Annotated in this window: 16 protein-coding genes and 1 pseudogene; 10 read left to right on the top strand and 7 right to left on the bottom strand. The window is 49.7% G+C overall.

The window, feature by feature from the left end; genetic code table 11:
- Positions 1-7: 7 nt before the first annotated feature.
- Positions 8-1,153 carry a trans-sulfuration enzyme family protein gene (locus ACTBZS_RS05395; RefSeq protein ID WP_463043500.1) on the bottom strand — a complete coding sequence of 382 codons (1,146 nt, stop codon included), beginning with the start codon at positions 1,151-1,153 and terminating at the stop codon, positions 8-10.
- 117 nt (positions 1,154-1,270) lie between these two features.
- Between ACTBZS_RS05395 and argE the strand changes: the two genes are divergently transcribed.
- Positions 1,271-2,458 carry an acetylornithine deacetylase gene (gene argE / locus ACTBZS_RS05400; RefSeq protein ID WP_463043501.1) on the top strand — a complete coding sequence of 396 codons (1,188 nt, stop codon included), beginning with the start codon at positions 1,271-1,273 and terminating at the stop codon, positions 2,456-2,458.
- Here argE and ACTBZS_RS05405 read toward each other — a convergent pair.
- A complete protein-coding gene (locus tag ACTBZS_RS05405) occupies positions 2,364-3,041 on the bottom strand; it encodes a TetR family transcriptional regulator (protein ID WP_463043502.1) in 678 nt (225 codons plus the stop codon). The two genes, argE and ACTBZS_RS05405, sit on opposite strands and share 95 nt — an antisense overlap.
- Before the next feature lie 123 nt (positions 3,042-3,164).
- Between ACTBZS_RS05405 and ACTBZS_RS05410 the strand changes: the two genes are divergently transcribed.
- The 3 genes from ACTBZS_RS05410 to ACTBZS_RS05420 are packed head-to-tail and all read left to right on the top strand — an operon-like array spanning position 3,165 to position 8,918.
- Positions 3,165-4,343, top strand: coding sequence for an efflux RND transporter periplasmic adaptor subunit (locus ACTBZS_RS05410; RefSeq protein WP_463043503.1), 1,179 nt, complete (start codon positions 3,165-3,167; stop codon positions 4,341-4,343).
- 14 nt (positions 4,344-4,357) lie between these two features.
- Entirely contained in the window at positions 4,358-7,495 is a 3,138-nt protein-coding gene (locus ACTBZS_RS05415; protein WP_463043504.1) for an efflux RND transporter permease subunit, read from the top strand.
- Entirely contained in the window at positions 7,488-8,918 is a 1,431-nt protein-coding gene (locus tag ACTBZS_RS05420; RefSeq protein ID WP_463043505.1) for an efflux transporter outer membrane subunit, read from the top strand. The genes ACTBZS_RS05415 and ACTBZS_RS05420 overlap by 8 nt, the downstream gene beginning before the upstream one ends.
- A 65-nt stretch (positions 8,919-8,983) precedes the next feature.
- On the opposite strand, the gene ACTBZS_RS05425 is transcribed toward ACTBZS_RS05420, so the two are convergent.
- The 4 genes from ACTBZS_RS05425 to ACTBZS_RS05440 all read right to left on the bottom strand — a co-directional run bounded on the left by ACTBZS_RS05425 (position 8,984) and on the right by ACTBZS_RS05440 (position 13,630).
- Positions 8,984-10,072, bottom strand: coding sequence for a TRAP transporter substrate-binding protein (locus ACTBZS_RS05425; protein ID WP_463043506.1), 1,089 nt, complete (start codon positions 10,070-10,072; stop codon positions 8,984-8,986).
- A 247-nt stretch (positions 10,073-10,319) separates the two neighbouring features.
- Positions 10,320-11,204 (bottom strand): protease HtpX, encoded by an 885-nt coding sequence (gene htpX, locus ACTBZS_RS05430; protein WP_463043507.1) that lies wholly within the window; start codon positions 11,202-11,204, stop codon positions 10,320-10,322.
- A 63-nt stretch (positions 11,205-11,267) separates the two neighbouring features.
- Entirely contained in the window at positions 11,268-11,984 is a 717-nt protein-coding gene (locus ACTBZS_RS05435) for a DUF305 domain-containing protein (RefSeq protein ID WP_460430389.1), read from the bottom strand.
- Between the two features lie 53 nt (positions 11,985-12,037).
- Entirely contained in the window at positions 12,038-13,630 is a 1,593-nt protein-coding gene (locus tag ACTBZS_RS05440) for a GGDEF domain-containing response regulator (RefSeq protein WP_460430390.1), read from the bottom strand.
- 71 nt (positions 13,631-13,701) lie between these two features.
- Between ACTBZS_RS05440 and ACTBZS_RS05445 the strand changes: the two genes are divergently transcribed.
- Complete coding sequence (locus ACTBZS_RS05445; protein WP_463043508.1) at positions 13,702-15,582, top strand: ribonuclease catalytic domain-containing protein; 1,881 nt, start codon at positions 13,702-13,704, stop codon at positions 15,580-15,582.
- A gap of 472 nt (positions 15,583-16,054) precedes the next feature.
- Here the strand turns inward: ACTBZS_RS05445 and ACTBZS_RS05450 are convergent, their stop codons facing one another.
- Entirely contained in the window at positions 16,055-16,744 is a 690-nt protein-coding gene (locus ACTBZS_RS05450; RefSeq protein WP_463043509.1) for an enoyl-CoA hydratase/isomerase family protein, read from the bottom strand.
- A 131-nt stretch (positions 16,745-16,875) separates the two neighbouring features.
- Here ACTBZS_RS05450 and ACTBZS_RS05455 point away from each other — a divergent pair, with 131 nt between their 5' ends.
- From ACTBZS_RS05455 to ACTBZS_RS05475, 5 genes and pseudogenes are all read left to right on the top strand, one after another.
- On the top strand, positions 16,876-18,987 hold the full coding sequence (locus ACTBZS_RS05455; protein WP_463043510.1) for a UvrD-helicase domain-containing protein: 2,112 nt from the start codon (positions 16,876-16,878) through the stop codon (positions 18,985-18,987).
- 22 nt (positions 18,988-19,009) lie between these two features.
- Positions 19,010-20,695: a response regulator gene (locus ACTBZS_RS05460; RefSeq protein WP_463043511.1), complete on the top strand. Its 1,686-nt coding sequence runs from the start codon at positions 19,010-19,012 to the stop codon at positions 20,693-20,695.
- Positions 20,696-20,742: 47 nt separating this feature from the next.
- Positions 20,743-20,928 carry a DUF3460 family protein gene (locus ACTBZS_RS05465; RefSeq protein ID WP_022653782.1) on the top strand — a complete coding sequence of 62 codons (186 nt, stop codon included), beginning with the start codon at positions 20,743-20,745 and terminating at the stop codon, positions 20,926-20,928.
- A 155-nt stretch (positions 20,929-21,083) separates the two neighbouring features.
- The gene (tolR, locus tag ACTBZS_RS05470) at positions 21,084-21,464 is read left to right on the top strand and encodes a protein TolR (protein ID WP_463043512.1); all 381 of its coding nucleotides are present in this window, start codon (positions 21,084-21,086) and stop codon (positions 21,462-21,464) included.
- Positions 21,461-21,942, top strand: a pseudogene (locus ACTBZS_RS05475) (hypothetical protein); the annotation flags it as partial. The gene tolR and the pseudogene ACTBZS_RS05475, both read left to right, overlap by 4 nt.

The raw sequence follows: 21,942 nt of genomic DNA on the forward strand, positions 1-21,942 counted from the left end.
TTCTTCATTACGCCAAAGCCTGCGCCAAATCTGTCTGTAAATCCGCCGCATCTTCCACTCCAAACGACAAACGCAACAAGCCCTCACGAATGCCACACGCCGTTTTCACTGCTGCTGGCATAGAGCCATGCGACATGGTGGCGGAGTGATTGACGATGGATTCCACCCCCCCAAGCGATTCACCGAGCGCAAATAACTGCAAGCGTTGTGCGACACGCTCGGCTGCGGCGCGACTGTCTTCTTTGAGATAAATCGACACAATGCCGCCAAAGGCTTTCATTTGGCGTGTTGCCAACACATGTTGTGGATGGGAGGCTAAACCTGGGTAAAACACATGCGCCACGGCAGGGTGTGTTTCTAACCACTGCGCCAGTTGCAACGCAGTTTGACAATGGCGATCCATACGCAGGTGTAAGGTTTTGATGCCGCGTGACACTAAAAAACTGTCTTGCGGCCCAGCCACCGCGCCGGCACTGTTTTGAACCAATTTGATACGGGCAGCAAGGGCTTCATCATTGACAACCACTACGCCTAAAATTACATCAGAATGTCCACCGAGATATTTGGTTGCCGAGTGCATCACAATATCCACCCCTAACGCCAATGGCTGTTGTAAGTAGGGGGTAGCAAAGGTGTTGTCGATGGCAACTTTCACCCCTGCTTGATGGGCAATGTCAGCCAAAGCGGCAATATCCACCAGATTCAACAAGGGGTTTGACGGGGATTCTAGCCACACTAATTTCACCGCAGGATTGAGTAAGCTGCGTAGGGTTTCCGGTTGGCGTAAGTCGGCGAATGTGACTTTGATGCCACTTTCTGCATATAAACGGGTCAACAAACGATAGGCGCCGCCGTATAAATCAGCAACGGCAATCACCTCATCCCCCGGTTGAAGGGTGGCGCGCAGTACGGTATCAATCGCTGCCATGCCGCTGGCAAAGGCAAAGCCAAAACGTCCCCCTTCTAAAGCAGCGACGGTGTTTTCTAATGCGCTGCGGGTTGGGTTGGCACTGCGGGAATAGCTAAACGGTTGTTGGCTATCCAATGTTTCATGAACAAAAATCGAGCTTTGATAAATCGGAGACATCACCGCATGGTGACGGTCATCTAAAGGTTGATAGCCGGCATGAACGGCAAGCGTAGCAAACTGCATCCTAAAGGCCCTCGGCACAAATAAAACCAGATTGTCTAGCCTAACACATTGCCGCCGCTTGCCCTTGCCCCGTATGCTAAAGGCTGCCGATTGTCGCTTAGATGCAGGATACCCCGAATGACTGCTATGGTTCACCCCGATACCCGTATTTGTCTCGACCAACTGATTGCCTTTCCCACCATCAGCCGCGATTCGAATCTTGGCCTGATCGAGTGGGCACGCGACTATTTACACGCACAAGGTGCGCGCTGTCGCTTGAGCTTTGATCAAGATGGTACAAGAGCCAATCTGTTTGCCAGCTTTGGCCCAGATCAGCCAGATGGTGGGTTGGTACTGGCAGGACACAGCGATGTGGTGCCGGTAACTGGACAGGAATGGCATAGCGATCCCTTTATCGCTCACTGGGAGCATGACCGCGTCTATGGTCGAGGTAGCTGTGATATGAAAGGGTTTTTAGCCGTTTGCATGGCAATCGTGCCGCAAATCACAGCCCGTTATGAACTACGACAGCCGCTGCATCTGGCGTTTACCTATGATGAGGAAATCGGTTGTTTGGGTGTACGCACTTTGTTACAGGATTTGCAACAAGCCGGCATTCGGCCAGATGGTTGCATTGTCGGTGAGCCCACCGGCATGAATACCATCATCGCGCACAAAGGACGGCAAAGTTATCGTTGTCGCGTGCGCGGTAAAGAAGCCCACTCCTCTCTTGCCCCTCATGCAGTCAATGCGATTGAATACGCCGCCAAGATGATCGTACGCTTGCAAGAGCTGGCGATTGCCGAACAGCAATTTCCCCAAGCGGGTTACGATGTCCCCTTTTCCACCCTTGCCACCACCCAAATTCACGGCGGTATTGCCAGCAATATCATTCCCCGCGATTGTGAATTTAACTTTGAATATCGTTATTTGCCGGGGCAAGATCCAGAACGACTGATCACACAAATTCGCCGTTATGCCGCCCATTTAAGCCAGCAGATGCAAACCACCGCAGCAGAATGTGGCATTGAGGTTGAGCAAACCACCCATGCACTGGCTTTTGCCGCCGATACCGAGCAAGACTTTATCCGATTTGCCCAAGCCCTGACCGGTAGCCGCCCCTCACGGGTGGCGTATGCCACCGAGGCGGGTTTCTTTCAACGCGCGGGTATCGCTACCGTGGTATGTGGACCCGGTGACATTGCCCAAGCCCATCGTCCAAATGAATTTGTCAGCGTGGCACAGCTACATCGCTGTGAACAACTGTTGTGGCAGTTGGGTTCGGCACTGAGTCATCCAACAACAAACCATCCAGCAGCAAATTGATTAAAGCTGGGGCGTGGTTGGCCAAATCAAATTTTTCTGGATTAAACAGCCAACCACTGACAATTCCATGTAAGTACAAGGTTAAACCGTGGGCGGCGATTTCAGGCTCAACCCCCGGTCGTAACAGCCCCTGTGCCGCCAACACCTGAAAAGTGTGGCTGAGTTGTCGCGGCAGCGGCTCGCATAAGGTCACCAGCCGCTCGCGCACGGGCTCCATTTCTTCGGTGAATTCACACTTTTGTAACAGGATTTCCAGCACAGTACGGCAGTGTAGCTCATGCACCACGCGGGCGAGGCTGTCGTAACAGACTTGGCGTAATTGACAACAGGACAGCTGGTCTTGATGTTGGCCGAGATATTCCATTAAAAATTCAAATGGCAGTTGCACCCGCTCATGCATGGCATGAAACAGTTCAGTTTTATTACTAAAGTGCCAATAAATTGCGCCCCGCGTCAGCCCTGCCTCTTGTGCTACATCGGCCAAAGAAGAATGTGCAACGCCCTTGGCACTAAACACACGCAAGGCAGCATCTAACAACGCTTGCCGAGTTTGTTCAGCCTCTTCGCGTGTTCGTCTGACCATAATATTGATTTCCCCTCCGGTATACACGATTGATACCGCGATGATAGCGGAAATCCCTCTATACATACATACACGAATGTATCTATAATAACAGCAGTTCTCATTTCAGAAAGCATCATCAATATGCTTAGCTCTGTTCGCACACGACTCACCTCCACTCTTTTGGCCATCACCATTGCCACTGTGCTCAGTGCCTGCTCTGGTGGTGATTCACAACCTAAAAGCGGCGGCATGCCACCGCCAGAAGTGACTGTGACAACGGTAAAAGCGGCGGATGTGCCGCGAGTATTTGAATATGTCGGCCAAGTGGCAGGCTATCGTGACGTAGAAGTGCGTGCCCGTGTCGGCGGCATTTTGCAAAAACGGCTCTACACCGAAGGCAAAGCTGTTAAACAAGGTGACGCGCTGTTTTTAATTGATCCCGAACAACTCACAGCAGCTGTTGACCAAGCCAAAGGACAATTAGCCGTTGAACAAGCTCGGCTGACACGGGCCAAGCAAGAACATGATCGAGTTTTGCCATTGTTTGCAGAAAATGCCGTGTCACAAAAAGACCGTGACGATGCCGTCACAGCATTGGAATCGGCTCAAGCTTCGGTAGCCGCAGCGCGAGCGAAGTTGCGTGAGGCAGACATCAACCGCAGCTATAGCCGTGTCACCGCACCTATTTCAGGAATGACCTCAAAAGAAGTAGTCTCCGAGGGCAGTTTGTTATCCCCCAACAGTTTGTTGACGGTGATTTCCCAAACCGATCCCATTTACGTCAATTTTTCGATGGCCGATAACGACGCCTTGCGTTTCCGTAAGTTGATTCAAGAAGGTGTCTTGGTCGCGCCCGAAGGCGGCAAATTTGATATTGAACTGCGCTTAGCGGATGGCAGCCAATATCAACGGATTGGTCGCATGAACTTCACCGATAACATTATCGACCCCACCACCGGCACCCTGCGGGCACGTGCTGAATTTGCCAACCCCGAAGCGGAATTACTCCCCGGACAATTTGTTCGTGTGTTTATGAAGGGTGCGATTCAGAAAAACGCGATTTTAATTCCACAACGTGCGGTGTTATCGACGGCCCAAGGCACGATTGTTTTCATCGTCAATGAACAAGGCAAGGCAGAGCCTCGCCCAATCCAAGTGGGTGAAGAAATCGAGCGCAATTTCGTGGTGTTATCTGGCTTAAAAGGCGGCGAACGTCTGATTGTCGATGGTGCGATGAAATCCCGTCCGGGTCAGCCAGTGAAGCCAATTGAATTAGCCGCTGCCCCTGCCACAAGCGCCAGTCCCGCTAAACAGCCTTAATCGGAGCCCTCAGTATGTTCTCAGGCTTTTTTATTAAGCGGCCCATCTTCGCCACGGTGATTTCCATCATCATTATGATGGCTGGTTTTTTCGCCATGCGAGGGTTGCCCATTGCACAATATCCACCGATTGTGCCGCCACAGGTACAAGTGGTGGCGAACTATCCGGGAGCGTCGGCGGAAGTCGTTGCCCAAACAGTTGCTGCACCGTTAGAACAACAAATTAACGGGGTGGACAATATGCTGTATATCAACTCGGCCAGTGCTTCAAATGGTCAGTTGAACATGACAGTGACTTTTAACATTGGCACCAACCCCGACCAAGCAACAATTAACGTCAACAACCGTGTGCAAACTGCGCTGTCGCAATTGCCCGAAGAAGTGCGCCGCCAAGGGGTCACGGTTCAGAAAAAGTCGTCTAATTTCCTGCAAATCATTACCCTCGATTCACCGAGCCAACGCTACGATCAAGTGTTCATCAGCAACTATGCACTGGTGAATATTCTTGATGAGCTGAAACGTGTGCCCGGGGTGGGGGATGCGATTATTTTCGGTGCCAAAGATTATTCGATGCGGGTGTGGCTTAAACCCGATCGTTTGGCACAACTGAAAATGACGCCGAGCGATATTGTGGCAGCCATCCGCGAACAAAACTCGCAATTTGCCACCGGTAAAATCGGCGCACAACCCACACCCAATATGGTCGATTTCACCTTATCGGTGACCACACAAGGCCGCCTGCAAACGCCAGAAGAATTTGAGAAAATCATTCTGCGTTCGCTACCAGACGGTTCTAAGCTGCGACTGAAAGATGTGGCGCGGATTGAGTTGGGCGCGAAAGACTACGACTTTACCGCCACCCGTAACGGCAACCCCACGATTCCCCTCGGGATTTTCTTGGCCCCCGGTGCTAATCAGCTCGATACTGCCGAGGCAGTGAATACCAAAATGGCTGAGTTGGCAAAGAAATTCCCAGCCGGCTTGGAATATAAAGTCCCTTACGACACCACCCGTTTCGTCAAAATTTCGATTGATGAAGTGATTAAAACCCTCGCCGAAGCCATGGTGTTGGTGTTCTTAGTGGTGTATTTGTTCTTGCAAAACTGGCGTGCGACGCTGATCCCGTGCTTGGCAGTCCCTGTTTCGATTGTCGGGACATTTGCCGGTATGTATTTGCTGGGCTTCTCAATCAATACCTTAACTTTGTTCGGCATGGTACTCGCCATCGGTATCGTGGTGGATGATGCGATTGTGGTATTAGAAAACGTCGAACGGATTATGGAGGAAGAAGGTCTAGCACCGGCCCAAGCGACATTCAAAGCCATGCAAGAAGTGACCGGTCCCGTGATTGCAATTGTATTGGTGCTGTGCGCTGTGTTTATCCCTGTTGCGTTCATGGGCGGTTTAGCGGGGCAAATGTATAAACAATTTGCCATCACCATTGCGGTATCGGTGGTGATCTCGGGTATTGTTGCGTTGACCCTGACCCCTGCGTTATGTGCTGCGTTACTGAAACCCGGTCATCAGGCAAGCTTTGCATTTTTTGATCGTTTTAATACTTGGTTTAACCGCCAAACTAACCGTTATACCAGCGGTGTGCGGTTCTTGTTAAAACGCTCAGTGCTAGGTTTGGTATTGTTTGTTGGGTTAATCGCCGCCACCCTCGGACTGTTCCGCATCACACCCAGCACTTTGGTACCAGATGAGGATCAGGGCTATATCTTTGCCATCACGATCATGCCTGATGGCTCTTCTTTGTCACGGACACAGGAAGTCACGGCACAACTCGATAAATTGGCGCTGAATCATAAAGCGGTCTCAGACGTGGTGACCTTCTCTGGTTATGACTTTTTGACCGGTTCAATGAAAAGCAGTTCGGGCGCCAGCTTTGTGACCTTAAAACCGTGGGCAGAACGTACCGCGCCAGAAGACCATGCAAAGTCGATTGTCGGCTATTTATTCGGTGCCGCTGCCAGCATCAAACAAGGTTTGGTTTTGGTGTTTAACCCACCGCCGATCTCGGGGATGTCAACCACGGGGGGCTTTGAAGGTTATGTCCAAAATCGTGTCGGTGGCAGCAGTAAAGAATTGGCCGCTGCAACAGCAAAACTGTTGGAAGCCGCCAGCAAACGGCCTGAACTCACGGGTTTATCTTCAACGTTTAGTGCCAATGTGCCACAAATTTTTGTCAACCTCGACCGCGATAAAGCAAAAGCCTTAGGTGTACCGGTCAATCAGGTGTTCGACGCCATGCAAAGCACTTTTGGTGCGCTGTATGTCAATGACTTCAATAAATTTGGTCGTACTTTCCGCGTGCAGTTACAGTCGGAAGCCGATTTCCGTTCTAAACCGGAAGACCTACGGAATGTCTATGTTCGATCACAAAACGGCCAGATGATACCGTTATCAGCCTTGGTGACGATTGAACGCACAACAGGCCCGGAAATCGTCGAACGCTTCAATGTGTTCCCTGCAGCAAAAATTGTCGGTGGCCCAGCCCCCGGTCATAGCTCAGGCGAAGCCTTAAAAATCATGGAGCAACTCGCGGCCGAGGTCTTACCAGAAGGCTACACCATTGCTTGGACAGGCTCGTCCTATCAGGAAAAATTGACTGGTGGGGCGTCGGCGCTGGTGTTCGTCATTGGTTTGGTGATGGTGTTCCTGATCTTAGCGGCACAGTATGAAAAATGGAGCTTGCCATTGGCGGTGTTGATGGCGGTGCCCTTTGCTGTGTTCGGTGCGGCTTTGGCCAACTGGATGCGCGGGCAAGCCAATGATGTGTATTTCCAAATTGCTTTGGTTACGCTGATTGGTCTAGCAGCAAAAAATGCGATTTTGATTATTGAGTTTGCTGTGTTGAAGTATGAAGAAGGGCTATCGTTGTTTGATGCAGCGATTGAAGCGGCACGCCTACGCTTCCGCCCGATTATTATGACCTCGCTGGCCTTTGTGTTGGGTTGTGTGCCGTTGGCTATCTCAAGCGGTGCCGGTTCGGCCAGTCGCCATTCGATTGGCACGGGGGTGATCGGTGGCATGTTAGCGGCGACTTTCCTCGCCACACTATTCATCCCGTTATTCTTTAAGTTGATTATGGGACTGAACAAAAAACCACGTGAGGTAACACCACACGTCGAGGAGAACCGCCATGAGTAAATTGTCATTCCGCCCTTGGCGGCCAGCACTTGCTGCGGTGACGGTGGTGATGGCGCTCTCTGCTTGCGCTATCGGGCCCGACTACCAACGTCCGGTGTTAGATTTGCCTTCTACCCCTGTTGCCCCCACGGCAACCCTGACACAGGACTGGTGGACACAATTTCAAGATCCTGTACTCAACGACTTGATTCAACGGGCACAACAACATAATCAGGATATTGCCCGTGCGCTTGCCCGTTTGGATGAGGCCAGCGCAGGCCTCACCAGCGCACGTGCCGACCAGTTACCCCAGTTAGGCGTGAATGGGCAATACCAACGGGCACGCCTTTCAAGTGTAGGCAGTAATACCAGCCTTGACCGTGGTGAAAAAGTCATTGGTTCAATGCAAACAGGACAAGCCACACTGTCGTATCAGTTGGACTTATGGGGACGCTATCGCCGTGCCAGCGAAGCGGCACGAGCAGAGTTATTAGCCAGCCAATTTGCCAAAGATACGGTCAATTTGTCAGTGGCCGCTCAGGTTGCTCAAGGCTACTTCACCCTACGCGCCTTAGATCAACAGCTGCAAATTGCTGAACAAACGCTGCAATCGCGGCAAGCCTCTTTAGCATTGCGCGAAAAACGCTATCGTGGCGGTGTCAGTTCCGAGCTGGAATACCGTCAGGCACAGGCAGAAACCGCAGCCACTCAGGCGGCTGTGCCACGCTTGCAACAAGCACAAGCGGCAGCAGAAAAAGCACTGCAAGTGTTAATAGGTGCCAGCCCTCGCGAGCTGATGACCAGCCAAGTGCCACGAGGGAAAACCGTCACAGAACTGACTACGCCACCACTGATTCCAGCTGAGTTACCGTCACAGCTGTTAGAGCAGCGCCCCGATTTACGCGCAGCAGAAGCGCGCCTGATCGCTGCCAATGCTCGGATTGGTGTGGCTAAAGCGGCTTATTTCCCAAATATCAGTTTGACGGGGAATTTAGGCAGCGAAAGCCTACGCTTGGCAGATTTGTTCTCTGCTCCCGCACAAACTTGGTCGTTTGTGGGGCAACTGGCAATGCCGATCTTTGACTTTGGTAAAACGGGCGCAGCAGTCGATGCGGCTTCTGCACAACAAAGACAGGCATTGGCCGATTACACACAATCGGTGCAAAATGCTTTCCGTGAAACCTATGTTGCGCTGCAAGCTCATCGCACCAGCCGCGAACAATTTGCGGCGCAAACCGCACAGGTTGATGCGCTGCGGCGTGCCTTGCGCTTAGCACAGTTGCGCTATGACAATGGTTATTCGAGTTATCTAGAAGTCCTCGATGCACAGCGGAATTTGTTTTCTGCCGAGATCGACTGGGTACAAACTCGCCAAGCACAGCTTGATGCCGTGGTGTCGGTGTATCTTGCTCTAGGCGGGGGATGGTCAACACCCAAGCCTTAACAAAAAAGCCCAGTCAACATCAGACTGGGCTTTTTAACGTGCACTAACAAAGAGTTTTTTATGGCTTATTTACGGAATGGCGTGGAATACATAAATTGTTCCAAAGAGGCATCCGTCAGGCTAAACCAACGGTGTTGCACATTACGATAAGAAACCCAATCGGTGTAGATCTTCTTAAACAGCGGATTTTTTGCCGATTCTTCTTCGTAAATCTCGATAGCGGCTTTTTGAGCTGCCACCAAAATATCTTTTGGATAACGGTGTAATTTCACACCATTACCCACCAAGCGGGCCAAGGCTTGTGGGTTTTTGTGATCGTACTCTGCCAACATATTAACGTTGGCTTCTGCGGCGGCGGCTTCTAGTGCAGCCTGATAGGCCTTCGGCAGTTTTGCCCATTGATCTTTATTGATGTAGAAGCTGATTTGTGGACCGGGTTCCCAGAAACCAGGGTAGTAGTAGTTTTTCACGATTTTGAAAAAGCCCAGTTTTTCATCATCGTAAGGCCCCACCCATTCAGTCGCGTCAATCGAACCTTTTTCCAGTGCAGGATAAATATCGCCACCCGGAATACTTTGTGGCACCGCACCCAACTTAGCCATCACCTCGCCACCGAGGCCAGGGATACGCATTTTCAGGCCTTTGAGATCGGCCAGCCCTTTTAGCGGATTACGGAACCACCCCCCCATTTGCGCGCCCGTGTTCCCCCCCGGCAGCGCATGAACTTTGTATTGGTCAAACAATTCGGCCATCAATTTACGACCGTTGCCAAAGTACATCCACGCATTCTGTTGCCGTGCGGTTAAACCGAAAGGCATCGAGGTATCAAAACCAAAGGCTTTGTTTTTGCCAACGTAGTAGTAACCGCAGGTGTGGCACATTTCAACCGTGCCATTTTGTACTGCATCGAGGGCTTGTAACCCCGGCACAATCTCACCAGCGGCAAAGACACGGATTTGAAATTTACCGTCGGTCAGTTCAGCTACCCGTTTTGCCAATACGTCAGCACCACCGTAAATGGTGTCCAGTCCTTTCGGGAAGCTGGAAGTTAAACGCCAACGGACTTGTGGTTCTGAAGCAATGGCAGGGGCGGCAATAGTACCGGCCACTAAGCCAGCGCCAGCGGCTTGTTTTAAAAAGGCACGACGTTCCACTGATGAATCTCCTCTTAACGTCCTTACCGCCCTTCACGAGCGGTTTTTTGCGGTACCCATCATCTGATGATGAGTCGTTTTAATCACGGGAGTCCCTGTTTTAGAACAGTTGGCGGGGTTTGCCAACTGTTTCCGATAGTGCAATGCAACAAAGCGTACCCAAAGAAAACGCTAATTTTCCTTAAAATTCGCTATTTTTCAGCATCATAGTACGACAACAAAGCAACTTTTCACTGAGCCAGTCGCTTTAACGCAATTGTGCCAAAGCGTGGATTCGGTCTTCAATACTGGGGTGACTGGCGAACCATTCACTCCAGCCACGCCCACCGGCAATCCCCGATGCAGCCATTTCTTTTGGTAAAGATGAGACCTCTACACCGCCCAAACGCTGTAGTGCACGAATCATCGGCTGTGTGGTACCCATAATACGAGCGGCGCCTTCATCTGCGCGAAATTCACGTTGACGCGAGAAATACATAACAATGACCGAAGCCAAAATTCCAAACACAATCTCACAGACAATTACTGTCACCATATAACCCAACCCCGGCCCCGTGTTCTCTTCATCATCTTTACGCAGCATTTGATCGACAAAATAGCCCACAATCCGCGCAAAAAAGATCACAAAGGTATTCACCACGCCTTGAATCAAGGTCAGCGTCACCATATCACCATTGGCCACATGTGCGACTTCATGTGCTAACACGGCTTCTACTTCATCACGGCTCATGTTGTATAACAGTCCCGTTGAGACGGCTACCAGTGCATTGTCACGGCTGGCCCCTGTGGCAAAAGCGTTTGGCTCACCTTCATAAATCGCCACCTCTGGCATACCAATCTCAGCAATTTGGGCTTGTCGTGCCACGGTAGAGACTAACCAATGCTCCAGTTCATTACTCGGTTGTTGAATCACTTGGGCACCCGTTGACCACTTAGCCATCGGCTTGGACATCAACAACGAGATAAAACTACCACCGAAACCCATTAGGGCAGCAAATATCAACAACATACCCAGATTAAGACCGTTTGAGGTCAAAAATCGATTCACCCCCAACACACTGGCCGTAATCGATAACACGAGGACAACGGCAAGGTTGGTCACTAAAAAAAGGGCAATTCGTTTGAAATCCATGATCGATTTTCCTTTTGCTAAGTCTGACGACCCACCTAAACCACGCATCATCGACTCAAAAACTTAACGCCGTCTTTTTTGATTGGACTTGGCAGTTGTTTTTTTCGCTTTCTGTTGTGTGGCCTTGGTTTGATTGCGTGGTGTGGTTGCAGGCCGTGAGATACGGCGGGTTGAAGGGGTATAAGCAGGTAGCCCATCTTCTGACCACACTAATAAACGCTCACTTTCTTGTTGTTGCCGTTGGCGAATGGTTTCCACCAACTGTTGTAGTTCTGGCCGTAATTTGACGTCTTGAGCTTGTTCTAAAAAGGCCAGAGATCGTTCATGTTGTGCTAATAGACGCTCGATCAAGTCTTGTTCCACTTGTGCTCGTGCGCCTTGGAATTCCACAGGTGCAGGTAAAAAGTCGGCAATGGTCTGTTCAGGATACCAACGTTGCCGCCAACTACGCAGCTGCGCCAATTCAGCAGCCCCCCCTTTCAGAGTGTCGGTCAACATAGCATTTAACGCCGGATGGCCAATTTTCCCTGTTGCACCGAGGGCTAAGTTCAAGGCTTCACGATGTGATTGCGACAGTTGCTGCAAAAAATCCTCTTCAGTTTGCAACACTGGAACTTGTATCACCGGACGCGGTTTTTTATTTGCCAAAGGTTTAACTGTTTTTACCGCTGCGGTCTTCCCATCAGACTTAACCCCAGTTGGCGTGACACACGCGCTTAACCCCAATACCACGCCGGCCAGACAGAGCCAACGACACCCTTTTAAAAATCGCTTCATCATTCACCCTAATTCGGGAAAGAAAAAAACCTTATCAACAACCCATGGCCTCATGTTTAACGTGGGGTGGAGAGAATATCAACCTCAACACAATTTCCCCCCGCTTGTCGTGCCCGATGTAGCGCCGCTTCTAGCCGCACCAATAATCCTTCTAATGGTTCAATCGAACTGGCTTCAACCACAGCGATAGTGCAGGTTTGATAAATCGGTTGACTGGCATGGGGATGGATTACACGGCTGTAGGCATCGCGGACATCATCCAAACGACGACCAGAGATAGCAGGGGACGCATTCGGTAGCAAGGCCACAAAACGCCCTCCACTATACCGACCCACCCAGCGTCCACGGGGCAAACTGGCTTTCAAGAAACGGGCAGCAGCACGCAAAATACGATCACCTGTGCCGTGGCCATACAGCTCGTTAAGCTGTTTCATTTTGTCTAACTCAATCAAGGCCACACTCAGGCTCTCGCCATGCTCATGAGCACGCTCACGTTCAACTTGGAAGACTGATGCCAAAGCAGCGCGAGTCGGTAGGCCAGTCAACAAATCAGTCATCCAACGCAACTGACTGTTACGGTAGCGTTGAATACGACTGTCTAGCGCCTGCAGCAAGGTTTCAATCGCCACCGGCTTACATAAGGTGCCATCAATCGCCGCTGGGGCGGTTTCGGCTAACCATGCGGCTTGTTGTCGATCATGGCATAACAATAAAACCGGTACCGGCGCTAAACTGGCCTGTTGTCGAATCAGTTTCACCACCTCGAGCCCTGTGCACTCGGCTAATTGCTCTTCAATCAATACCATTTCTGGTTTGAAAGAAATCATCCGGTTCATCAGTAAAGCGGGGTCGTGCAAAACCAATAGCTCTGCCCCGTGTTTTTTGAGTGATTCTTGAAATGGGTGTTGTGTCGTTTGACTGTCACATAACAGCATCATCCGCCAAGGCGCCGCGTCTTGTTCACGACGGGCATGTTCCAATACCTCAACGATTTCTTCCCGTCCGACTGGCCACGTCAATACTGCCGCCGCCCCCACCCGCAAGGCGGCCAGTTGAATTTCAAAATTGGGTTGTGGACATAGAAAAATCAGCGGCACACCTGCTAAAGGCCCCGCGCATAACACTTTCAAACGGCTCAACAGCGGCAAATCTGCCCCATCAAAGCGATTGAACACCAATAAGGCTTCGGGACGTGGCAAGGCAAATAGCGCGTTGACATCATTGACCTGATGGACTTCATAGCCAAACCACTGTAATTGACTGGGCAGCGGCCCCACTTGGAAAGACTCGGGCGCCAATAACACCAAGCCTTGGCGTAAGCGTGGCTGGCTTGGTTCAGTCGGAGCAACGGGCGTTGTGGCTTGGCTGGCACGTTGCCGCAATAAATTGCGATGAGCAGCAAGTGTCACGACAAAATCATTCTTATCTTGCGGCAAATCGGCAACACAACCATGTAAGAAATGCGCCAAACGCTTGGCTTCGTTGGCCAGCCCGTCGTTATTTTCATGTTCAGCCAGACACTTCAAATTGAGTGCCAAATATTCCGCATGGGCCAATTCAGCCAAACTGATCTGTTTTACCAATTTTGAGCAAACCGCCTCTAACTCGGATAAAACAGGCACAAAGGGAGGGGAAATTAAGAGTGTCATAGTGTGGTCTGGCCTTACGAAAATCACTGTACTGCTATAATCGGCAACCTGATAGCGAAGCGAAGGCGGCGATGAAAAACGTATTTTATGAAGAAGATGGCAACTTTAAGGTAGGCAGTATCATGACGGCAACCGATGCCAGCCTACAAGTCGAAGCGCCACATGGAAAGCGCAGTAAAATCAAAACAGCACAGGTTCTATTACGTTTTGAAGGTACCGCAGCCGACTTTTTACCACAGGCGGAAGCGCTCGCTGCCGAGCTCGATATCGATTTTCTCTGGTCATGTTGTGGCAGTGACGAGTTTTCTTTCGATAGCTTGGCACAAGAGTATTACGGGACACAGGCCAGTGCAGTGCAACAGGCAGCGGTTGCTATTCGCTTGCATGGCGCACCGATGTATTTCTATCGCAAAGGTCGTGGCCGTTATAAGGCTGCGCCTGAAGAATCTCTGCAAGCGGCTTTGGCCGGTATTGAACGCAAAAAGCGCGAACAACAACAAATCGACCAATGGTTAGCTGATTTAACCCAAGGTCAAGTTCCACCGAACTGGTTGCCACATATTCCTGCTTTGCTGACTAAACCAGACAAAAACACCTTGGAATATAAAGCACTCGATCAGGCCAGCCAACATTTAGCCGAGTCACCCCTGCGCCTATTAGCCAAACGCGGCGGGATTCCTTCCGTCCCACAGTTTTTGCTGTCTTGTTTCTTGTTAGAGCACTTTCCCAAAGGTCGTGGTTTTCCATCCTATCAAGCCCCGACACTGCAACATGAACTACCACAGGCGAATGTCCGCGCATTCTCGATTGATGATGCTGCCACCACAGAAATTGACGACGCTTTCTCACTGGTCAAACAAGATAATGGGCACTATCAGGTTGGGATTCACATCGCTGCACCTGCGCTCGGTATTTCAGCCCAAAGTGATTTAGAAAAAATCATTCAACAACGGTTGTCCACCGTGTATTTCCCCGGCGACAAGATCACCATGTTACCGGAAGAGGTGGTCACACACTTCACACTCAAAGAAGGACATTACGTCCCTGCTTTGAGCATGTATATCGATGTCAGCCCAGAGTGGGAGATTCTTGGCCATCACAGTGTGCTAGAACAGGTTTTTATCACAGATAACCTACGCCATGACCGTTTAGAAGTGTTTTTCAACGAAGAAACGGTGGGACAACAACAGGGAGAAGCCTATCCCTACAAAGAAGAATTAAACTGGCTATGGCAATTTGCCAATGTGCTGGAGCAAAAACGTGGCAAAGCAGATCCGAATCGCCCACCGCAGGTAGATTACAACTTTGCCCTTGAGGGTGAACGAGTGATTATCACCCGCCGCAAACGCGGTGCGCCAATGGATAAATTGGTGTCTGAATTGATGATTTTGGTCAACAGCACTTGGGGCGGGGATTTAGCACAGGCAGGGATTGGTGGGCTCTATCGTGCACAAACCAACGGTAAGGTCAAAATGACCACCAGCCCACTGCCGCATGTCGGCTTAGGCGTTGAACAATACGCTTGGTCCAGCTCCCCGTTGCGGCGAGCAGTCGATTTTGTCAATCAACAACAATTGATTGCCATGGTGACAGACACACCACCGCGCTTTGCACGGAATGATGCAAGCTTGTTTGCAGTGCTGCGTGATTTTGATGCCGCCTATACCGCCTATGGCCAATTCCAATCAAAAATGGAACGCTATTGGTGTTTACGTTGGTTGCAACAGGAAAATATCACCGACACCACGGCAACTTGGCTGAAAGAAGATTTAGTCCGCCTTGAGAATTTGCCGTTTGCCTTCCGTTTGGCCGGTTTACCTAGCGAACTGACACCGGGCACGCGGTTGCGCTTGCAAATTATCAGTATGGACGAGTTAGAACAGCAGTTGGAATGCCGTTATCTTGGTTTGTGCGATGTTGAACCGCCGATCGTGGCAGAAGAAGGTGTTTAACTGAGTGCCAGATGTGCAGAGGGCCGCATTGCGCGGCCCTCGGTTGGCAGAAAGACAGAAAACAACAGGTTAGTCGGAAACAATACGGCAAACTACACTTCTGAAAGATCGTCCGCGCAACTCATGCGCAAAAGTTGATCACTGCTAGACCGAGTTTTGATACGCACTTCAACTTCACACAACAACTTCAACAGCCCAACACGCTCGGTCTAACCCTTCTTCAACAAACTACTTTCTAAAGAACAAACTACCGCGCTGACAACTTCCTAACAGCTTACTACCAAACAGCCTTACTGCTTTTTCCAGCCACGTCACAATATCGTGTATCAAACAGCAGACTTTTCATTCAAGCCATATTGCTGTTTTACCTGCTGGATCATTCGCGATCACTCGCAATTCAGTTATAGCCCTTATTGCACAAAAACCTAATGCTCATTCATTAAAATAACGCGATAAAACCATGACATTAAGGTTAATTGTCATTTTTTGGGATAAAACGGGCCCAACGTGCACCGCGCATAGCGCGTTTGATACGGGTATAGGCACGGCGGTCTTTGCTGGCGAGGTAGGCCGCATAGGTCAAGCTTTCTTCTAGCAGGCTCTCTTCTGACAGGGCTTTATCCACCACGCCAACCGCCGCCGCTTCATCGCCCCCCAAAGCCAAACCGGTCACCGCCATCTCCCAACGGATTTTTTCATTGGGTAAATTACCTAAGCATTCGACCATCACATCAGACAAACTCAACTTCAGATCGACTTCAGGGAAACAAATACGGCCTCGGTCGGCACGCATAAAACGGAAATCACAGGCCGCCGCCATCAACGCACCACCGCCATAAGCATGGCCATTGATCGCGGCAAGTGTTGGTACATTCAGCCAAGCCAAACGAGCCAACAAAGCATCTAAACGTGGGACAAAGCTGGCAAACAGATAATCCATACCACGGCTACGGATAAAATCGAGATTGATGCCATTGCTGAAAAATTTTGGATCGGCGCTGGTAATCACCAACGCCAAATGTGGTGCGGGGTCGGATTCAATGGTATCGAGATGGCGGTGCATTTCTTCTAACATATCGTCGTCAAGTGCATTGGCCACCCCACTGTTCACCATGGTCAACAGATAAACGCTGTCACGTTTTTCTAAGGTAAAGTAGGTCATGAACTCCATCCTTGTCATATTTTATATCCTGTGCATCATGCCTTAAACGACTGTTTGAATTCAAGTCAAAAATCGGAGTTGGGTGAAAAAAATCGTACAATTTTCAGCAAATTTCATGCCGAGTTTATTTTATGTCTGATTCCTTATTAGCGGGTCTCAACCCACCACAGCGTCACGCCGTCACCCTTGAGCAAGGCTCTGCGCTGGTTCTTGCTGGCGCAGGCAGTGGCAAGACCCGCGTATTAACCACCCGCATTGCTTGGTTGTTACAGGTAAAACAAGTGCCAGCTTATCGCATCTTAGCGGTCACTTTTACCAACAAAGCGGCCCGCGAGATGCAAACACGGATTGAGGGCTTGATTGGGCAATCGTGCCGAGGGATGTGGATTGGCACATTTCATGGCCTGTGCCATCGTTTTTTGCGCCAACATTGGCGAGATGCTGGCTTAGCACAAAATTTTGCCATCATCGATATGCAAGATCAGCTCAGTGCCATCAAACGACTGTTGAAGCAACACAATATCGATAGCGAACGCTATCCACTAAAACAAATTCAGTTTTTTATCAATCAAAATAAAGAACAAGGTCTGCGCCCCCAACAACTCCCACCAGCGCATGATGTCTATGGCAAACAATTGCAACAACTCTACCTTGCCTATCAAGCACAATGCGAGCAGGAACATACGGTCGATTTTGCCGAATTGTTACTACGCAGTTATGAATTGCTGGCGGCACACGCTGCACTACGCGAGCATTATCAACAACGATTTGCCCATCTTTTAATTGATGAATTTCAAGACACCAATGCATTGCAATACCGTTGGCTGACTTTGTTGTCAGGAAGTGATAATCAAATTTTTGCTGTTGGTGATGATGACCAATCCATTTATGGGTTTCGCGGGGCAGAAATTGGCAATATGCGACGTCTGATGCAGGACTATGCCATCGAGCAACCGATTAAACTTGAACAAAACTACCGTTCCACCGGTGCTATTTTGCAAGCAGCCAATGCCGTTATTGCCCGTAACCAGCAACGCCTAGGAAAACAGCTGTGGACAGAAGCGGCAGAGGGTGCGCCGCTTAAACTGTTCCAAGCCAATAATGAACAAAACGAAGCCGAGCATGTGCTTGAACAAGTGCGTGCTTTACGCCAACAGGCCCTGCCGTATAGCGAGATTGCAGTGTTATATCGCTCTAACGCCCAATCACGCTTGTTGGAACATCATTTATTTCAAGCGGGTATCCCGTATCGGGTGTATGGTGGGTTGCGTTTCTTTGAACGGCAAGAAATTAAACATGCGTTGGCTTATTTACGTTTAATTCTCGACCCCGATGATGATGCAGCATTTTTACGGGTGGTCAATGTCCCGGCACGAGGGATCGGCAGCCGCAGCGTAGAACAATTACAACAATTTGCCCAACAACAGCAATCGCTGTGGCAAAGTTGTAGCCAACTCACTGGTCGTGTGGCCAGTAAATTCCTGACCTTTACCTTACTGATCGAACGGCTACAAGAAGCCTGCCAATCGTTGGATTTTGCCAGTCAAGTTGAAGCGGTGGTGAAAGGGTCGGGTTTACGCGAGTTTTACGGCCAAGAAAAGGAAGGCCGCGAGCGCTTGGACAATTTGGATGAGTTGGTGAATGCGGCGGCCCTATTTAGCCAAACGAATCCAGAATGGCCATTGGCCGATTTCTTGGCACATGCGGCACTCGAAGCTGGGGAACATGGCGCAAAACCAGGGGAAGATGCGGTACAACTGATGACGGTACACGCAGCGAAAGGGCTTGAGTTTCACAGCGTTTTTTTAGTGGGCCTCGAAGAAAGTTTATTCCCCCATGAAAATGCGCTGAGTGAACACAGCGGTTTAGAAGAAGAAAGACGCTTGTTATATGTTGCGTTGACCCGTGCCAGACAACAATTATTTTTGAGCCATGCCCAAGCCCGCTTTTTACATGGCCAAATGCGTTATCCGCTGCGCTCGCGTTTTGTGGATGATATTCCTGCCAATATTTTACAAACCATTGGGGTTGCACGTTCACCGATTGCACCACACATGCCACACACCGCAGTTGATGGTTGGTTTATTGGGCAAACGGTTGAACATCCAGTATTTGGTTGTGGCAGCATTGCACAAATCGAACGTGGACAAAGTGTAAGAATTCACGTCAATTTTGTGCAACACGGGCTAAAATGGCTCGACCTGCGGTTTGCGTCGATCACCCCAAGACAAATAAATAGATGATAGAAAGCAGTTTGAAAAAATCATGAATACTTTGAAAAGCGGTCATTCTGGCATCCAGACTCTGCGTGTTGAGGATAAAAACCCCTATGCCTCTAAGCTGGTATTGATCATTGACAGTGTGCCGGAAATGCAAAGGGCACTGTCGATGACCTTAGCCAGCTTCGGCGCCAATAAGGTGGAATACGCCATGCGCGCAGGTGATGCTTTATCAAAGTTGGGGCGCTTTGATGTTGATATCATTTTATGTGATTATGATTTAGGTAACGGCTATGACGGTTTACATCTTCTAGCCGAAATTAAAGAAAAGAACCTCATTAAACAATCTTGCGTCTTTATGATTGTGACTGGTGAGCGCCGAGCACAGCGGGTAATTGGTGCGGCTGAGTTATCGCCCGATGGCTATGTCTTAAAGCCCTTTACCGGCGAACAACTGCGGGTGCGGTTAGAACGGGCCATGATTCGCAAAGAAGCGATGAAATGTGTCGATGATTTTATGCTGCGGCATGAGTACCTCGCTGCGATTGCAGAATGTGATAAAAAAATCCTCGCCAAAGATGAATACACCATTGATTTTATGAAGTTAAAAGGCAGCCTTTGTCTAAAAATCGGTGACCACCTTGGCGCTAAATCAGTCTATGAACAAATTTTGGCGGTCAAGCCCTTGGCGTGGGCACAAATGGGGTTAGGGAAGTGCCTCACCCTCGCCAAACAATATGATGAAGCTGCCGTCTTATTTAATGAGGTGATTAAAGAAAACGACCAAATCATGGAGGCTTATGATTGGTTGGCAAGAATTCACCATGCTCGACAAGAGTTTCAAGAAGCACAACAGGTGACAGAACGGGCAGTTGAATTGTCACCGGTGGTGTTACATCGGCAAAAAGCGTTGAGTGAGGCGGCCGTGCTCAATGGAGATTACGAAACCGCCACCAAAGCAATGAATAAAACCATTGATATTGCAAAATACTCAACCTATCGCTGTGCGGAAGATTACGCCAACCTTGCCCGTTTACAGCGGTTAAAAGGTGATATGGAAGAGGCTTTGCAAACAGCTTCGGTCGTCCGCAGAGAATTTCGCGGCGATCCGGTAGCGAAATGGATGGCCGATTTGGTTGAAAGCCAAATTCAAAAACAAATGGGTAATCCACACCGCGCCCGCGAACTACTCGATCAAGCTGTCATGCAGTATCAAGACCTTGCGCCACTGTTGTCACAAGATGCGCAGTTAGAATTAGTTCACGCCAGCTATCAACAAGGTCGTGATGACATTGGCCAGCAAGTGGTAGAAAAACTGGTCAAAAATAACCACGATAATGAAGAAGTGTTGGATAAAATTGCCACCGTGTTTCGTGTTGAAGGCCGTGAGGCAGATGGTCTGGCCTTGATTGCGGAAAACGTCCAAAGCGTGGTGGATCTTAACAACGATGCGGTGCGTTTGGCACAATCCGGCAAACTGGAAGAAGCGGTCAGCATGTTTATTAAAGCGGTGGAGGAATTGCCATCGAATAGCCAAATTATGTTGAACGCGGTCAATGCGATTTTAGGCTTTGTCCATCAAAAAGGCTGGCATGAGAGTTACATCGCCAAAGCACATGGCTATTTAGATAAAGTGCGTAAACAAGACCCAACCAGTGGGAAATATCAAAAACTGCTACAGGCCTATCGGACTTTGGTACAAAAACACGATAAGCGTGAGTGGTTGGTCTAAATTTTTTTCTGATGATGTTGCAGGATCTTTTTTTGGAGTAAGCAGTCATGGCAATGTATGAATCCGATTTCACCCGATTCATGAATGAATTTTTGGAAAAGAACCCCCATATCGACGAAGAACGCCGTCGCTTTCGTTTGACTTGGTGGGATAAAAAAGTGGATTTGGATGAGCAAAAACGCTTTAACGCAGCCAAAGTGAAACAAAAGCCCTATGTTTACCAACCCGAGTAAGCTTGGTGCGGTGTTTGACCCGCTGTGCGACATCCCCACTTTACAAGTGGGGAACCGTCAACAACCCGGTCAACGCCGGGTTTTTTGTTTTATGACTTTTTCTTAATTTTTTGAATTTATCCACAACTATGCTCAACCGCCGTGCCCGTCGCTCTATGAGCCAAATGAATGTGGTGCCGTATATCGACGTCATGTTGGTATTACTGGTGATTTTCATGGTGACAACACCGATGTTTTCACCTGGCATCGTTAATTTGCCAAGTGTCGGGCAAGCCGCGCAAGTGGAAAGTGAACCGATCCAAGTCACAGTCGACAAAGAGGGTCACTATGCTGTCAGCGATAAGGGAAAAACCGAAACAGCAACATCCTTAGACGCAGTCTTGCCACTGGTACAAGCCCACCTTGGCCCACAAGGACAACGACCCGTGGTGATTTCTGCTGACAAAACCGTTGCCTATGAAAAGGTAATGGATGTGATGTCTGTGTTACAAAAAGCAAATATTTCCCGAGTTGGCCTGCTGGTTAAAACCGAATGATGAAGCACGACAACGAGCAACATAATTGGCGTGGGTTAGCCATCTCTATTCTGCTGCACCTGCTGCTGTTAGGGGCTTTTTTGTTGCAATTTACTTCCCCACCCAAACCACAACCGAGTGCGATTGGTGTGGAGTTGTGGTCGGCACCACCGCCTCCACCACCGCCGCCATTGCTAGGTAGCCAAACCGCTACGACCAGCGCGGCCCCAGTGAGCGAAAGCAAGCCTACGCCACCACCGCCGCCGCCACCTGAAATCGAAGCACCCACGCCAACACCCACACCGCTACCCACACCACCGGTGAAGACGGATATTGCGCTGAAGAAAAAAGAGGTTGAGCCGGAAGTGAAAGAGAAGAAGGTCGAGCCACCAAAACCAAAAGAAGAGAAGAAAGAACCTGAGAAAAAAGTCGAAAAGAAAGTTGAACCGAAATCTGAAAAGAAACCCGAACCGGAGAAGAAGGTAGAAGAAAAAAAGGT

The sequence above is a fragment of the Aquaspirillum sp. genome (genome assembly GCF_055136605.1).

Excerpts from the sequence above, each read along its gene's own strand:
- ACTBZS_RS05395 (WP_463043500.1), bottom strand. The coding sequence starts at position 1,153 with ATGCAGTTTGCTACGCTTGCCGTTCATGCCGGCTATCAACCTTTAGAT.
- argE (WP_463043501.1), top strand. The coding sequence starts at position 1,271 with ATGACTGCTATGGTTCACCCCGATACCCGTATTTGTCTCGACCAACTG.
- ACTBZS_RS05405 (WP_463043502.1), bottom strand. The coding sequence starts at position 3,041 with ATGGTCAGACGAACACGCGAAGAGGCTGAACAAACTCGGCAAGCGTTG.
- ACTBZS_RS05410 (WP_463043503.1), top strand. The coding sequence starts at position 3,165 with ATGCTTAGCTCTGTTCGCACACGACTCACCTCCACTCTTTTGGCCATC.
- ACTBZS_RS05415 (WP_463043504.1), top strand. The coding sequence starts at position 4,358 with ATGTTCTCAGGCTTTTTTATTAAGCGGCCCATCTTCGCCACGGTGATT.
- ACTBZS_RS05420 (WP_463043505.1), top strand. The coding sequence starts at position 7,488 with ATGAGTAAATTGTCATTCCGCCCTTGGCGGCCAGCACTTGCTGCGGTG.
- htpX (WP_463043507.1), bottom strand. The coding sequence starts at position 11,204 with ATGGATTTCAAACGAATTGCCCTTTTTTTAGTGACCAACCTTGCCGTT.
- ACTBZS_RS05435 (WP_460430389.1), bottom strand. The coding sequence starts at position 11,984 with ATGATGAAGCGATTTTTAAAAGGGTGTCGTTGGCTCTGTCTGGCCGGC.
- ACTBZS_RS05440 (WP_460430390.1), bottom strand. The coding sequence starts at position 13,630 with ATGACACTCTTAATTTCCCCTCCCTTTGTGCCTGTTTTATCCGAGTTA.
- ACTBZS_RS05445 (WP_463043508.1), top strand. The coding sequence starts at position 13,702 with ATGAAAAACGTATTTTATGAAGAAGATGGCAACTTTAAGGTAGGCAGT.
- ACTBZS_RS05450 (WP_463043509.1), bottom strand. The coding sequence starts at position 16,744 with ATGACCTACTTTACCTTAGAAAAACGTGACAGCGTTTATCTGTTGACC.
- ACTBZS_RS05455 (WP_463043510.1), top strand. The coding sequence starts at position 16,876 with ATGTCTGATTCCTTATTAGCGGGTCTCAACCCACCACAGCGTCACGCC.
- ACTBZS_RS05460 (WP_463043511.1), top strand. The coding sequence starts at position 19,010 with ATGAATACTTTGAAAAGCGGTCATTCTGGCATCCAGACTCTGCGTGTT.
- ACTBZS_RS05465 (WP_022653782.1), top strand. The coding sequence starts at position 20,743 with ATGGCAATGTATGAATCCGATTTCACCCGATTCATGAATGAATTTTTG.
- tolR (WP_463043512.1), top strand. The coding sequence starts at position 21,084 with ATGAGCCAAATGAATGTGGTGCCGTATATCGACGTCATGTTGGTATTA.